This is a genomic window from Pseudomonas sp. A-B-19 (assembly GCF_019947515.1).
Lineage (GTDB): Bacteria > Pseudomonadota > Gammaproteobacteria > Pseudomonadales > Pseudomonadaceae > Aquipseudomonas.
Map to the genome: position 1 here is coordinate 199633 of NZ_JAGYGN010000009.1, position 14944 is coordinate 214576.

Annotated in this window: 13 protein-coding genes; 8 read left to right on the top strand and 5 right to left on the bottom strand. The window is 60.6% G+C overall.

From position 1 onward, the window contains the following. Window positions 1–84: 84 nt before the first annotated feature. Together hisD and hisC are read left to right on the top strand one after the other, a co-directional pair. Window positions 85–1422 (top strand): histidinol dehydrogenase, encoded by a 1338-nt coding sequence (gene hisD, locus KGA81_RS13150; RefSeq protein ID WP_223546407.1) that lies wholly within the window; start codon window positions 85–87, stop codon window positions 1420–1422. A gap of 1 nt (window position 1423) precedes the next feature. Next, a complete protein-coding gene (gene hisC / locus KGA81_RS13155; RefSeq protein ID WP_223546410.1) occupies window positions 1424–2476 on the top strand; it encodes a histidinol-phosphate transaminase in 1053 nt (350 codons plus the stop codon). 127 nt (window positions 2477–2603) lie between these two features. Here hisC and algW read toward each other — a convergent pair whose 3' ends face one another. Then, window positions 2604–3764 (bottom strand): Do family serine endopeptidase AlgW, encoded by a 1161-nt coding sequence (gene algW / locus KGA81_RS13160; RefSeq protein ID WP_223546419.1) that lies wholly within the window; start codon window positions 3762–3764, stop codon window positions 2604–2606. 103 nt (window positions 3765–3867) lie between these two features. Between algW and KGA81_RS13165 the strand changes: the two genes are divergently transcribed. The 3 genes from KGA81_RS13165 (at window position 3868) to cysN (ending at window position 7708) form a co-directional block, all read left to right on the top strand. Beyond that, window positions 3868–4626 carry a Nif3-like dinuclear metal center hexameric protein gene (locus KGA81_RS13165; protein ID WP_223546428.1) on the top strand — a complete coding sequence of 253 codons (759 nt, stop codon included), beginning with the start codon at window positions 3868–3870 and terminating at the stop codon, window positions 4624–4626. 256 nt (window positions 4627–4882) lie between these two features. Continuing rightward, complete coding sequence (cysD, locus tag KGA81_RS13170) at window positions 4883–5800, top strand: sulfate adenylyltransferase subunit CysD (protein WP_008008639.1); 918 nt, start codon at window positions 4883–4885, stop codon at window positions 5798–5800. 9 nt (window positions 5801–5809) lie between these two features. Further along, window positions 5810–7708, top strand: a complete 1899-nt coding sequence (gene cysN, locus KGA81_RS13175; RefSeq protein WP_223546430.1) for a sulfate adenylyltransferase subunit CysN — start codon at window positions 5810–5812, stop codon at window positions 7706–7708. A gap of 179 nt (window positions 7709–7887) precedes the next feature. On the opposite strand, the gene KGA81_RS13180 is transcribed toward cysN, so the two are convergent. From KGA81_RS13180 to KGA81_RS13190, 3 genes are read right to left on the bottom strand one after another with little or no spacing between them, the layout of a single operon-like run. Further along, the gene (locus KGA81_RS13180; RefSeq protein WP_223546432.1) at window positions 7888–8793 is read right to left on the bottom strand and encodes an acyltransferase; all 906 of its coding nucleotides are present in this window, start codon (window positions 8791–8793) and stop codon (window positions 7888–7890) included. After that, the gene (gene pta / locus KGA81_RS13185) at window positions 8794–10893 is read right to left on the bottom strand and encodes a phosphate acetyltransferase (RefSeq protein WP_223546434.1); all 2100 of its coding nucleotides are present in this window, start codon (window positions 10891–10893) and stop codon (window positions 8794–8796) included. Window positions 10894–10953: 60 nt separating this feature from the next. Then, window positions 10954–11280, bottom strand: coding sequence for a DUF3565 domain-containing protein (locus KGA81_RS13190; RefSeq protein WP_223546436.1), 327 nt, complete (start codon window positions 11278–11280; stop codon window positions 10954–10956). On the opposite strand from KGA81_RS13190, the gene KGA81_RS13195 reads away from it, so the two are divergent. The 3 genes from KGA81_RS13195 (at window position 11249) to KGA81_RS13205 (ending at window position 13638) form a co-directional block, all read left to right on the top strand. Beyond that, window positions 11249–11734 carry a peptidylprolyl isomerase gene (locus KGA81_RS13195; protein WP_008150718.1) on the top strand — a complete coding sequence of 162 codons (486 nt, stop codon included), beginning with the start codon at window positions 11249–11251 and terminating at the stop codon, window positions 11732–11734. The two genes, KGA81_RS13190 and KGA81_RS13195, sit on opposite strands and share 32 nt — an antisense overlap. Window positions 11735–11856: 122 nt before the next feature. Then, window positions 11857–12339: a glutathione peroxidase gene (locus KGA81_RS13200; protein WP_223546438.1), complete on the top strand. Its 483-nt coding sequence runs from the start codon at window positions 11857–11859 to the stop codon at window positions 12337–12339. A 195-nt stretch (window positions 12340–12534) separates the two neighbouring features. Next, window positions 12535–13638, top strand: a complete 1104-nt coding sequence (locus KGA81_RS13205; protein ID WP_223546440.1) for an NADH:flavin oxidoreductase — start codon at window positions 12535–12537, stop codon at window positions 13636–13638. An 89-nt stretch (window positions 13639–13727) separates the two neighbouring features. On the opposite strand, the gene KGA81_RS13210 is transcribed toward KGA81_RS13205, so the two are convergent. Further along, window positions 13728–14927, bottom strand: a complete 1200-nt coding sequence (locus KGA81_RS13210) for a glycosyltransferase family 4 protein (protein ID WP_223546442.1) — start codon at window positions 14925–14927, stop codon at window positions 13728–13730. Window positions 14928–14944: the final 17 nt, after the last annotated feature.

Genomic DNA, 14944 nt, shown 5'->3' on the forward strand with positions numbered 1-14944 from the left:
ATAGCCAGAATTCTCAGGTGCCCAAGCGGATGGAGTGCTAGCTTCGGGTACCTGAGTTTTTGCCATTCCTATGAGGCTCTCGCTATGACCGCACTGACTGCAATTCGCCGACTCAACGCTGCTGACCCGGATTTCGCGCATCATCTGGATCATCTGCTGAGCTGGGAAAGTGTGTCTGACGACTCGGTCAATCAGCGAGTGCTGGACATCATCAAGGCCGTGCGTGAGCGTGGCGACGCGGCACTGGTGGATTTCACCCGGCAGTTCGACGGCCTGGACGTGAAGTCCATGGCCGACCTGATCCTGCCGCGCGAGCGTCTGGAACTGGCGCTCACCCGCATCTCCGTGGCCCAACGCGAAGCCCTGGAAGTCGCCGCGGCTCGTGTGCGCAGCTACCACGAAAATCAGAAGCAGGACTCCTGGAGCTACACCGAGGCCGATGGCACCGTGCTGGGCCAGAAAGTCACGCCGCTGGACCGCGCCGGTCTGTACGTGCCGGGCGGCAAGGCATCGTACCCGTCGTCGGTGCTGATGAACGCGATTCCAGCCAAGGTCGCTGGTGTCACCGAAGTGGTCATGGTCGTGCCGACCCCGCGCGGTGAAATCAACGAGCTTGTGCTGGCTGCGGCCTGCATCGCCGGTGTCGACCGCGTGTTCACCATTGGTGGCGCTCAGGCCGTTGCCGCATTGGCTTACGGCACCGAAAGCGTGCCGAAGGTCGACAAGGTCGTCGGCCCGGGCAACATCTATGTCGCCACCGCCAAGCGCCACGTGTTTGGCCAGGTCGGAATCGACATGATCGCCGGCCCTTCGGAAATCCTTGTGGTGTGCGACGGCCAGACCGATCCGGACTGGATCGCCATGGACCTGTTCTCCCAGGCCGAGCACGACGAAGACGCCCAGGCCATTCTGGTCAGCCCCGACGCCGAGTTCCTCGACAAGGTCGCCGCCAGCATCGCCAGGCTGATGCCGACCATGGAGCGCGCTGCGATCATCGAAACCTCGATCAATGGCCGTGGTGCACTGATCAAGGTGCGTGACATGGAGCAAGCCATCGAGGTGGCCAACCGCATCGCGCCGGAGCATCTCGAATTGTCCGTTGCCGATCCACAAGCCTGGCTGCCGCAGATCCGCCACGCTGGCGCGATCTTCATGGGCCGTCACACCTGTGAGGCCCTGGGTGATTACTGTGCAGGCCCGAACCACGTGTTGCCGACCTCCGGCACCGCGCGTTTCTCCTCGCCGCTGGGTGTGTACGACTTCCAGAAACGTTCGTCGATCATCTTCTGCTCCGGGCAGGGCGCGTCCGAGTTGGGCAAAACCGCTTCCGTGCTGGCCCGTGGCGAGTCGCTGACCGCGCACGCCCGTAGTGCCGAATACCGCATCATTGACGAAGACTTTCCACAAGGGCAGGGGAACTAACATGAGTAAATTCTGGAGCCCGTTCGTCAAGAATCTGGTGCCATACGTCCCGGGTGAACAGCCGAAGCTGGCAAAACTGGTGAAACTCAACACCAACGAAAACCCGTACGGCCCATCGCCAAAAGCCCTTGCGGCGATGCAAACCGAACTCAATGACAACCTGCGTCTGTACCCGGACCCGAACAGCGATCTGCTCAAGCAGGCCGTCGCCAGGTACTACGGCGTGCAAGGCAATCAGGTGTTCCTCGGCAACGGTTCCGATGAAGTGCTGGCGCACATCTTCCACGGTTTGCTGCAGCACGATCAGCCGCTGCTGTTCCCGGACATCAGCTACAGCTTCTACCCGGTCTACTGCGGGTTGTACGGCATCACGTTTGACGCGGTGCCGCTGGACGAGCAATTCCGGATCAACCCGGCGGACTACGCCAGGCCCAACGGCGGGATTATTTTCCCCAACCCGAACGCACCTACAGGTTGCCTGTTGGCGCTGGAGGCGGTGGAGCGGATTCTCAAGGCCAGCCCGGATTCTGTGGTCGTGGTGGACGAGGCTTACATCGATTTCGGCGGCGAGACGGCAATCACGCTGGTCGATCGTTATCCGAACCTGCTGGTGACCCAGACCCTGTCCAAGTCCCGTTCCCTGGCCGGTCTGCGGGTTGGCCTGGCAGTCGGGCATCCGGACCTGATCGAGGCACTGGAGCGGATCAAGAACAGCTTCAACTCCTATCCGCTGGATCGCATGGCGAATGTCGGCGCTGCCGCCGCATTCGAGGATCGCGAGTATTTCGACAAGACCTGCCGGCTGGTGATCGAGAATCGCGAGAAGGTCGTTGCACAGCTGCAAGAGAAGGGGTTTGAAGTGCTGCCATCGGCGGCGAACTTCATTTTTGCCCGTCACCCCCGGCACGATGCGGCGGGGTTAGCTGCGAAGTTGCGTGAGCAAGGCGTGATCGTCCGGCACTTCAAGCAGGAGCGGATTGCCCAGTTCCTGCGGATATCCATCGGCACGCCAGAGCAGAATCAGGCGCTTATCGACGGCCTGGGCGACCTCTAAACCACCGCTGACCCCCCCCTGTGGGAGCGTGGCTTGCCCGCGAAGAATGATAACGCGGTGTAACTGATGCACCGCGGCGTTCCCATCGCGGGCAAGCCACGCTCCCACAGGTTTTTGGGTTGTCCGCTTACTCTTCTTCTTTCTCTTTGACCGGTGCCGGCGGCGGACGCAGGCCGACTTCCGCCATCAGCTTGAGTTCCTTGCCGTTGCGCATCACCTCGATCGCGACCTTGTCGGTCGGCTTGATCCGCGCCACCTGATTCATCGAGCGACGGCCGTCACCGGCCGGTTCGCCATCGATGGCAAGAATCACATCACCCAGTTGCAGGCCGGCCTTCTGTGCCGGACCGTCGCGGAAAATCCCCGCCACGACAATGCCCGGACGCCCGGACAAGCCGAACGATTCGGCCAATTCCTGGGTCAGCGGCTGCACTTCGATACCCAGCCAGCCACGAATCACCTGGCCGTGCTCGATGATCGACTTCATCACTTCCATTGCCAGCTTCACCGGGATCGCGAAACCAATGCCCTGGGAACCGCCGGACTTGGAGAAAATCGCCGTGTTGATGCCAGTCAGGTTACCGACGGCATCCACCAGCGCACCGCCTGAGTTGCCCGGGTTGATCGCCGCATCGGTCTGGATGAAGTCTTCGTAGTTGTTCAGGCCCAGTTGGTTGCGCCCGGTGGCGCTGATGATGCCCATGGTCACGGTCTGGCCGACGCCGAACGGGTTGCCGATGGCCAGCGCGACATCGCCGATGCGGATGTTGTCGGAACGCCCCACAGTGATCGACGGCAGGTTTTTCAGGTCGATTTTCAGCACCGCAAGGTCAGTCTCCGGATCGCTGCCGATCACCCGTGCCAGGGTTTCCCGGCCGTCCTTGAGTGCCACCACGATCTGGTCGGCGCCGCTGGTCACGTGGTTGTTGGTCAGGATGTAGCCTTCCGGGCTCATGATCACGCCGGAACCGAGGCTCGATTCCATGCGTTTCTGTTTGGGCGAGTTATCACCAAAGAAGCGCCGGAACTGCGGATCTTCGAACAACGGATGGTTGGGTTTGTTGATGACTTTGGTGGTGTACAGGTTCACCACCGACGGCGCCGCGGTGGTTACCGCGTCGGCATAAGACACCGGGCCCAGCTGCATACTGGTGGTTTGCGGCGCTTGTTGCAGATTGACGTCGAGGCTCGGGAGCCCGACCCACTGCGGGTAACGCTGGATTATCAAAAGAGCGACAAGCACGCCGGCCAACAGCGGCCAGCCGGAAAAACGCAGCGCCTTGAACATTAAGCACTTCCTGAGAGAGTTGCAGGCGGTATGAGACCGCTCATAATGACGCGCATTATACGAGGCCGCACGCGCCTCTGAACGGGATATTTAGGAGTCTTTCATGGCCGTCGCCCTGAGCACCCTGGTCGAAGAAGCCGACCGTTACCTCAACAGCGCCAAAATCGCCGATTACTGCCCCAATGGCCTGCAGGTCGAAGGCCGTCCGCAAGTGATGCGCATCGTCAGTGGCGTCACTGCCAGCCAGGCTTTGCTTGATGCTGCCGTGCAGGCCAGTGCTGACTTGGTGCTGGTGCACCATGGCTACTTCTGGAAGGGCGAGAACCCTTGCATCACCGGCATGAAACAGCGCCGCTTGAAGACTCTGCTCAAGCACGATATCAGCCTGCTGTCCTATCATCTGCCGCTGGATCTGCACCCGGACGTCGGCAATAACGTGCAGCTCGCGCGGCAGCTCGACATCACCGTCGAAGGCCCGCTGGACCCGGACAACCTGAAGATTGTCGGCCTGGTCGGCTCGCTGAATGAACCGATGATGCCCCGGGATTTCGCGCGCCGGGTCCAGGAAGTGATGGGCCGCGAGCCGCTGTTGATCGAAGGCAGCGCCATGATCCGCCGTGTTGGCTGGTGCACCGGTGGTGGCCAGGGTTACATCGATCAGGCCATTCTGGCCGGCGTCGATCTGTACCTCAGCGGCGAGGCTTCCGAGCAAACCTTCCACAGCGCCCGGGAAAACGACGTGAGCTTCATCGCCGCCGGTCACCATGCCACCGAGCGCTACGGCGTTCAGGCGCTGGGGGATTACCTGGCGCGGCGCTTTGCGCTGGAACACATCTTCATCGATTGCCCGAATCCGATCTGACCGTAATCGCAGGCGCGTCGCTACCTTGTAGGAGCCGGCTTGCCGGCGAAGGCGTCCTCATCAGCAGCGCAAGTCTTGAGGGCCTCTTCGCTGGCAAGCCAGCTCCTGCGTGGGGTGAAACGATGCCCAAACAGGCAGGCATATTCATATGCTCTTTCGATCTAGTTGGCGTCCTGATTAGAAGAGGTCGCTGTGCTAGGATCCCCGCTCGAACACGGCCCGCTGGCCGTTCATAAGAAAGCTTTCGTGAGTAGCCATGGTCGACAAACTGACGCATCTGAAACAGCTGGAGGCGGAAAGCATCCACATCATCCGCGAGGTGGCCGCCGAGTTCGATAACCCGGTGATGCTGTACTCCGTCGGTAAAGATTCCGCCGTGATGCTGCACCTTGCGCGCAAGGCCTTCTTCCCGGGCAAACTGCCGTTCCCGGTGATGCACGTCGACACCCAGTGGAAGTTCAAGGAAATGTACGCGTTCCGCGACCGCATGGTCGAAGAACTCGGCCTTGACCTGCTGGTGCACGTCAACCCCGAAGGCGTCGCGCAGGGCATCAACCCGCTCACCCACGGCAGTGCCAAGCACACCGATATCATGAAAACCGAAGGCCTCAAGCAGGCCCTCGACAAGTACGGTTTCGATGCTGCTTTCGGTGGTGCCCGTCGTGACGAAGAGAAGTCCCGTGCCAAAGAGCGCGTGTATTCCTTTCGCGATACCAAGCACCGCTGGGATCCGAAAAACCAGCGTCCCGAGTTGTGGAATGTCTACAACGGCAAGGTCAACAAGGGCGAATCGATCCGCGTGTTCCCGTTGTCGAACTGGACCGAACTGGACATCTGGCAGTACATCTACCTCGAAGGCATCCCGATCGTGCCGCTGTATTTCGCCGCCGAGCGCGACGTTATCGAGATGAATGGCACCTGGATCATGATCGACGATGAACGCCTGCTCAATCACCTGAGCGATGAAGACAAGGCTCGCATCGTCAAGAAGAAGGTCCGTTTCCGTACGCTGGGCGACTATCCGTTGACCGGTGCGGTCGAGTCCGAGGCTACCAGCCTGACCGACATCATTCAGGAAATGCTCCTGACGCGAACTTCCGAACGCCAGGGCCGGGTCATCGATCACGATGGCGCAGGTTCGATGGAAGAAAAGAAACGTCAGGGTTATTTCTAAGGGGTTGTCATGTCGCACGCATCTGATTTGATCAGCGAGGACATCCTCGCCTACCTGGGCCAGCACGAACGCAAGGAAATGCTGCGCTTTCTGACCTGTGGCAACGTCGACGACGGCAAGAGCACCCTGATCGGGCGCCTGCTGCACGACTCCAAGATGATCTACGAAGATCACCTGGAAGCCATTACCCGCGACTCGAAAAAAGTCGGCACCACCGGCGATGACATCGACCTGGCGTTGCTGGTCGACGGCCTGCAGGCCGAGCGCGAGCAAGGCATCACCATCGATGTCGCTTACCGCTACTTCTCCACCGCCAAGCGCAAATTCATCATCGCCGACACCCCCGGCCATGAGCAGTACACCCGCAACATGGCCACCGGTGCGTCCACCTGTGACCTGGCGATCATTCTGGTCGACGCCCGTTATGGTGTGCAGACCCAGACCCGTCGCCACAGCTTCATCGCCTCGTTGCTGGGCATCAAGCACATCGTTGTGGCCATCAACAAGATGGACCTCAACGGCTTCGACGAAAAAGTCTTCGAGTCGATCAAGGCCGATTACCTGAAGTTCGCCGAAGGTATCGCCTTCAAGCCGACCACCATGGCCTTCGTGCCGATGTCGGCGCTCAAGGGCGACAACGTGGTGAACAAGTCCGAGCGCTCGCCGTGGTACACCGGCCAGTCGTTGATGGAGATTCTGGAAACCGTCGAGATCGCCAGCGATCGCAACTTCACCGACCTGCGTTTCCCGGTGCAGTACGTCAACCGTCCGAACCTGAACTTCCGTGGTTTCGCCGGCACCCTGGCCAGTGGTGTCGTGCACAAGGGCGACGAAGTCGTGGTGTTGCCCTCGGGCAAGAGCAGCCGCGTGAAATCCATTGTCACCTTCGAAGGTGAACTGGAGCACGCAGGTCCTGGGCAAGCGGTGACGCTGACCATGGAAGACGAGATCGATATCTCCCGCGGCGACTTGCTGGTACACGCCGATAACCTGCCGCAAGTGACTGACGGCTTCGACGCCATGCTGGTGTGGATGGCCGAAGAGCCGATGCTGCCGGGCAAGAAATACGACATCAAGCGCGCCACGACGTACGTGCCGGGTTCGATCACCAGCATCGTCAACCGCGTTGACGTGAACACCCTGGAAGAAGGCCCGGCCAGTGCCTTGCAGCTGAACGAGATCGGTCGGGTCAAGATCAGCCTCGATGCAGCCATCGCGCTGGACGGCTACGCGAGCAACCGCACCACCGGTTCGTTCATCGTCATCGATCGTTTGACCAATGGCACCGTCGCCGCCGGCATGATCATCGCTCAGCCAGTAGCGCACGGCAGCAGCACGCATCACGGCAAACTGGCCCACGTCGCCACCGAAGAGCGCGCCCAGCGCTTCGGCCAGCAGCCGGCCACCGTGCTGTTCAGCGGCTTGTCGGGCGCGGGTAAAAGCACCTTGGCCTACGCCGTTGAACGCAAGCTGTTCGACATGGGCCGTGCGGTGTTCGTACTCGACGGCCAGAACCTGCGTCACGACCTGAACAAAGGTCTGCCTCAGGATCGCGCCGGGCGTACCGAGAACTGGCGTCGTGCCGCGCACGTTGCGCGTCAGTTCAACGAAGCCGGTCTGCTGACCCTGGCGGCGTTCGTTGCACCGAGTGCCGAAGGTCGTGAACAGGCCCGGGAACTGATCGGCAAGGAGCGTCTGCTGACGGTCTACGTCCAGGCTTCACCGACAGTCTGCGCCGAACGTGATCCGCAAGGCCTGTACGCGGCGGCCGGGGATAACATCCCGGGCGAATCCTTCCCGTACGACGTGCCGCTGGATGCCGACCTGGTGATCGACACCCAGTCCGTTTCGGTGGAAGAAGGCGTCAAGCAAGTGCTGGGTCTGCTGCGCGAGCGTGGTGCGATCTAAGCCTTGGCTGCAAAATGAAAAACCCGCCGATGAGTGATCATCGGCGGGTTTTTTTATGTTCTTGAGAACGACTTCGCTGGCAAGCCAGCTCCTACAGTTTTGAAGGTGTTCACAAATTTTGTGAGAGACGCGATCCTTGTAGGAGCTGGCTTGCCAGCGAAGAGGCCAGTACAGACACCTCAAGCCTTCGCCGGATACTCCCGATGCATCTGCGCAAGCAGAGCATCCTTGTCCCGCCACATCTGATTGATCCAGCCCTGAAACTGCAGTCGATACTCACCATCCTGGTCATAGTTCTTGCCAATGAACTGCGGTGGAATCCTCAGCTCTTCAAAGTGCACCACCACATCCGCCACATTCCCGCACAGCAAGTCCCAGAAACCCGGGCGCCCGGCGGGGTAGTGGATGGTCACGTTGACCAGGGATTCAAGCTGTTCACCCATCGCATCCAGCACGAAGGCAATGCCTCCGGCCTTGGGCTTGAGCAGGTATTTGAAGGGGGACTGCTGTTGCTTGTGCTTGCCTTTGGTGAAGCGCGTGCCTTCGACGAAGTTGAAAATGCCCACCGGGTTGTCGCGGAACTTTGCGCAGGTCTTTCGGGTGGTTTCCAGGTCCTTGCCTTTCTTTTCCGGATGCTTCTCCAGATAAGCCTTGGAATAGCGCTTCATGAACGGGAAGCCCAGTGCCCACCAGGCCAGGCCGATCACCGGAACCCAGATCAGTGCCTGCTTGAGAAAGAACTTCAGCGGCTGGATGCGCCGGTTGAGCACGTATTGCAGCACCAGGATGTCGACCCAGCTCTGGTGGTTGCTGGTGATCAGGTACGAGTGCCGATAGTCGAGGCCTTGCAGGCCGCTGATGTGCCAGCGGGTGCGACGGACCAGGTTCATCCAGCCTTTGTTGATACTGATCCAGGCTTCATGGGTATGGCTCATCAGCCAGCGGGCGATGCGCTGGGTGATGGCGAACGGCAATGCCTTGACGAGTGCCACGCAGAACAGGAACGAGCAGAGCAGAAGCGTGTTCAGTGCCAACAGCAGCGAGGCGGTCACGCCTCGCAGCGCAGCAGGTAGGAAGTCCAGCATTTACATATCCATAGGTCGGTTGGCAGCCTGGATCGCGGTCAACGCGATGGTGTAGACGATGTCGTCGACCTGCGCACCACGCGGCAAATCGTTCACCGGTTTGCGCAGGCCTTGCAGCATCGGCCCGAGGCTGACGCAGTCGGCGCTACGCTGCACGGCTTTGTGCGTCGTATTGCCGGTGTTGAGGTCGGGGAACACGTACACCGTGGCACGACCGGCCACCGGACTGTTCGGCGCCAATTGCCGGGCGACGTCTTCGTTGGCGGCGGCGTCGTATTGCAACGGGCCGTCGATCAGCAGCGAATGCTGTTGCTCGTGGGCGAGCAGGGTGGCTTCGCGAACCTTTTCGACTTCCTCACCCGTGGCCGACTCGCCGCTGGAATAACTGATCATCGCCACTCGAGGGGTGATGCCGAATGCAGCCGCCGAGTCGGCGCTTTGCAGGGCGATCTCGGCCAGCTCGGCGGCACTTGGGTGCGGGTTCATCACGCAGTCGCCGTAGACCAGCACTTCTTCCGGAAACAGCATGAAGAACACCGACGACACCAGGGTGCAGCCCGGTGCCGTCTTGATCAGTTGCAGGGCTGGGCGGATGGTGTTGGCGGTGCTGTTGATCACGCCCGAGACCAGTCCGTCGACTTCATCCAGGGCCAGCATCATGGTGCCGATCACCACGGTGTCTTCCAGTTGCTGCTCGGCCATCGGCGCATTGAGGCTTTTAGTCTTACGCAAGGCGACCATCGGTTCGACATAACGCTCGCGGATCAGGTCCGGATCGAGAATCTCCAGCCCCGGCGGCAATACGATGCCTTGGGCGCGGGCCACGGCCTCGACGTCTTCAGGTTTGGCGAGCAACACGCAACGAGCGATCCCGCGTTCCTGACAGATCGCCGCCGCTTGCACAGTGAACGGTTCGCTGCCTTCAGGCAGGACGATGCGTTTGTTGGCAGCCTGGGCACGCTGGATCAATTGATAGCGGAACACCGCTGGCGACAGGCGCATTTCCCGGGGTGTACCGCAGCGCTGGTGCAGCCAGCTGGCGTCGAGATGACTGGCGACGAAGTCGGTGATGATTTCCGCTCGCTCGCGGTCGTCGATCGGGATTTCCTTGTTCAGGCCATTGAGCAGGTTAGCGGTGTCGTAGGAACCGGTGCTCACCGACAACACCGGCAAACCGGCCTGTAATGCGCCACGGCACAGATCCATGATGCGCGGATCCGGCAGGGTGTCGCTGGTCAGCAGTAGGCCGGCCAGCGGCACGCCGTTGATCGCCGCGAGGCTGACGGCGAGGATGATGTCGTCGCGATCCCCCGGGGTCACCACCAGAACACCGGGCTTGAGCAACTCCACAGTGTTGCGCATGGTGCGGGCGCAAATGATGATTTTGGTCATGCGCCGGGTTTCATAATCACCGGCGTTGAGCACTTGCGCACCCATCAGGTCGGCGACATCGCGGGTGCGCGGCGCATTGAGTTCCGGCTGAAACGGAATGCAGCCGAGCAGACGGAAATCACCGCTGCGCAGCAACGGCGAATGCTCTTTCAGGCGCGCGGCGAAGGCGTCCATGCTCTCGTCAGTCTTGACCTTGTTGAGGATCACGCCGAGGACTTTCGGATCCTTCGGACCACCGAACAATTGCGCCTGCAATTCAACGCGGCCGGAGAGTTCGGCCAGCACTTCGTTTTCCGGAGCCGAAACCAGAATCACCTCGGCATCGAGGCTCTTGGCCAAATGCAGGTTGACCCGCGCGGCATAACTGGCGCTACGGGTCGGCACCATGCCTTCAACCACCAGCACGTCTTTGCCGACGGCTGCTTGCTGGTACAAGGTGATGATTTCTTCGAGCAACTCATCAAGCTGGCCATCGCCGAGCATTCGCTCGACGTGCGCCAGACCCAGCGGTTGTGGCGGTTTCAGACCATGCGTGCGCGCCACCAGCTCGGTGGAGCGCTCAGGGCCGGTGTCGCCCGGATGCGGCTGGGCAATCGGTTTGAAGAAGCCGACTTTCAGCCCGGCCCGTTCCAATGTGCGCACCAGCCCGAGGCTGATGGAGGTCAGGCCCACACCAAAATCGGTGGGCGCGATAAAAAAAGTTTGCATGCGGATTCTCTAAAGGTGCATGGCAATGGTGTCAGCTTATATCTGGCCGACTACCGAAATTCAGTCGCCAAGGTTATCGCTAACCGAGCCTTGTGCGCACCAACCACAATCAAAGGGTTGGCCTATTTTTTCCTGGCGCTGCGCAGGGTCCATGACCCAGGCGCGCGATTGCCAGGGTGGCTGGTGCCGCAGGTGTTGGGTGTGGCCGCAGGAAAGCTCGGCCACCCAGTGTCCGTCCTCGTCCTGATGGAAGCCTGTGACCGTCGAATTCCGTCTGTCCGGGTTGTGTTCGCTTTCGGACGATTGCTTCGCTAAACTTGGCCTTTCAATCTTCTTATGCAAAAGGTCTCGCCCCATGCTGATCGCCGCCAATAAGGCTGTCTCCATCGACTATACCCTGACCAACGACGCTGGTGAGGTCATCGACAGCTCCGCCGGCGGCGCGCCGCTGGTCTACCTGCAAGGCGCAGGCAACATCATCCCGGGCCTGGAAAAGGCCCTGGAAGGCAAGACTGTCGGCGACGAGCTGACCGTAGCCGTTGAACCGGAAGACGCTTACGGCGAATACGCTGCCGAACTGGTCAGCACCCTGAGCCGCAGCATGTTCGAAGGCGTCGACGAGCTGGAAGTGGGCATGCAGTTCCACGCTTCCGCTCCGGACGGCCAGATGCAGATCGTGACCATCCGTGATCTGGACGGCGACGACGTGACTGTCGACGGCAACCACCCGCTGGCTGGTCAGCGCCTGAATTTCCAGGTCAAGATCATCGACATCCGTGACGCCAGCCAGGAAGAAATCGCTCATGGCCACGTCCATGGCGAAGGTGGTCATCACCACTGATTTCTGCGCTAAGCTCAGATAGCTGGAGAGGCGCCCCGAGGGCGCCTTTTTAGTCTGCGGCTGTCCCTGACGGCACCGCCAAGTGGCTGTTTCGAAGAGAACACGGGAATCTGGAGTACGCCATGAGTGCTTTTCACGACCTTAAATTGACAGCCCTGGATGGACAGGAGCTACCTCTGGCGCCTTTCAAAGGCCAAGTCGTGCTGGTGGTCAACGTCGCCTCCAAATGCGGCCTGACCCCGCAGTACGCGGCGCTGGAAAACCTCTACCAGCAATACAAGGGCAAAGGCTTCAGCGTGCTGGGCTTGCCGTGCAACCAGTTTGCCGGGCAGGAACCGGGGACCGAGCAGCAGATCAAGGAGTTCTGCAGCCTGAACTATGGCGTGACCTTTCCGCTGTCCAGCAAGCTGGAAGTCAACGGGCATGACCGTCATCAGTTGTACCGCTTGCTGGCGGGCGAGGGCGCGGAGTTTCCCGGCGACATCACCTGGAACTTCGAGAAGTTTCTGTTGGGCAAGGACGGCCGCGTACTGGCTCGGTTCTCGCCGCGTACGGCGCCGGATGATCCGACCATCGTTCATGCGATCGAAAAAGCATTGGGCTGACATTCTCCTGTAGGAGCTGGCTTGCCAGCGAAAGCGGTGTTCATGACACACCGCGTCGCCTGATTCGCCAGCAAGCCGGCTCCTACGTTATTTACTATCTTTTGATCCTTAATCACTGCAATCAATAATGCTGTTCAATGCGCTGGACTCTCCATATTATCGCCGTCATAAAATTATTCTTCCGTGGAGCGTCCCATGCCCGTCAAAGCCCTGTTCAAACCGTTCCGTCTCGGCACCCTTGAACTGCCGACCCGCGTCGTCATGGCGCCGATGACCCGCTCCTTTTCCCCGGGCGGCGTGCCAAATTCCAAAGTGATCGAATACTACCGTCGTCGCGCCGCTGCGGGCGTTGGCCTGATCGTCACCGAAGGCACCACCGTCGGTCACAAGGCGTCCAATGGCTACCCGAACGTTCCGCATTTCTACGGTGAAGCGGCCCTGGCCGGCTGGAAGAAAGTCGTCGACGCCGTTCACGCCGAAGGCGGCAAGATCGTTCCGCAGTTGTGGCATGTGGGCAGCGTACGCCGTATCGGCACCGAGCCAGACGCCAGCGTGCCGGGTTATGGCCCGTCGGAAAAAATCAAGGAAGGTCAGGTCGTGGTGCATGGCATGACCAAACAGGACATCCAGGAGGTGATCGCCGCGTTCGCCCAGGCCGCCAAGGATGCGCAGAGCATCGGCATGGACGGCGTGGAAATCCACGGTGCTCACGGTTACCTGATCGACCAGTTCTTCTGGGAAGGCAGCAATCAGCGTACTGACGAGTACGGCGGCAGCCTGGCCAACCGTTCGCGCCTGGCCATTGAATTGATTCAGGCCGTGCGTGCCGCGGTCGGCGAAGGTTTTCCGATCATCTTCCGTTTCTCCCAGTGGAAGCAGCAGGACTACACCGCACGTCTGGTGCAAACCCCGCAAGCCTTGGGCGAGTTCCTCAAACCGCTGGCGGAAGCGGGCGTGGATATTTTCCACTGCTCGACCCGCCGTTTCTGGGAGCCGGAGTTCGACGGTTCCGAGTTGAACCTGGCCGGCTGGACCCGCCAACTCACCGGCAAGCCGACCATCACCGTGGGCAGCGTCGGCCTGGATGGCGAGTTCCTGCAGTTCATGGTCAACACCGACAAGATCGCGCAACCGGCCAGCCTGGAAAAATTGCTGGAGCGCCTGAACAACGACGAGTTCGACCTGGTGGCGGTCGGCCGGGCATTGCTGGTGGATCCGGACTGGGCACAGAAAGTGCGCGATGGCCGTGAAGAGGACATTCTGCCGTTCAGCCGTGAGGCGTTGATGACACTGGTTTAAGCGGCGTCTTCGAAGCCCTCTTCGCTGGCAAGCCAGCTCCTACATTGATCTCATCGAACCTGTAGGAGCTGGCTTGCCAGCGAAGCTTTTCAAGGCAGCAACGCAGCATCCGGCACTGACTGTTGCAGCATGCAAGCCCCCCGCAACTGTCCCTCGAATTGCTCAATGATCGTCGCCCAACCCTGGCGACTGGCATGCTGGCGCGCATTGAGCCGTACATTGCGCAAGGCTTCCCTTTCCTCCAGCAGCCATGCCGCTGCATCGCAGAACGCTTCTTCATCCCCCGGCATCGCCAGCACGCCGTTGTAGCCATGACGAATATGCTGGGCGGCTGCTGCCTTATCGTAGGCCACCACGCCGAGCCCCGAGGCAAGTGCTTCAAGCACTACATTGCCAAAGGTTTCGGTCAGGCTCGGAAACAGAAACACGTCGCCCGACGCGTAGTGACACGCCAGGGCCTCACCCCGTTGGGTGCCGCAGAAAATCGCCTCGGGGATTTCGTTTTCCAGTTCCTGGCGCTGTGGGCCATCGCCGACCACGATCAGTTTCAGCGTGCGCTGGGGATAACTCGCCTTGAGGGAATTGAAGGTACGCTTGAGCAGGCCGAGGTTTTTTTCCGGGGCCAGGCGTCCGACATGAATGACGGCGATGTCTGCCTCGCTCAGTCCCCATTGCTCGCGCAGGGCATTTAACCGTTTGGCCGGGTGAAACAATTCGCTGTCGACCCCTCGGGACAGCAACGCCAGTCGCTCGAAATGACGTCGCTGCAGTTCCATGCGCTGGCTGACGCTGGGCACCAGGGTCATGGTCGAGCGGTTGTGGAACCAGCGCAGGTAGTGAGTCAGCAGGCGCGTGAGCAAGCCAAACCCGTACTGGTTGGAGTATTGCTGGAAATTGGTGTGAAAACCGCTGACCACGGAAATCCCAAGCCGCCGTGCCGCACGCAGGGCTGACAGACCCAGCGGCCCTTCGGTCGCGATGTAGAGCACATCCGGGCGATGACGCGTCCAGCGCCGCAGCAGCTTGTGCATCGACGACTGACCCCATTGCAGGCCGGGATAGCCCGGTAGCGGCCAGCCGCGACACAGCAGCAGTTCATCGTCGCTGCCCAACTGCTGGTCGCAGCCCTGACGCGGTCGCACCAATTCCACCTGATGCCCTCGCGCGCGCAGTCCGTCGCACAAGCGGCCCAGGGTATTGGCCACGCCGTTGATTTCCGGTGGGAAGGTTTCGGTGATCAGGGTGATATGCAGAGCTGTCGTCATGACCCCAGTGTCGGTTGGGGCCATGTCGTCAGTGTGACGTC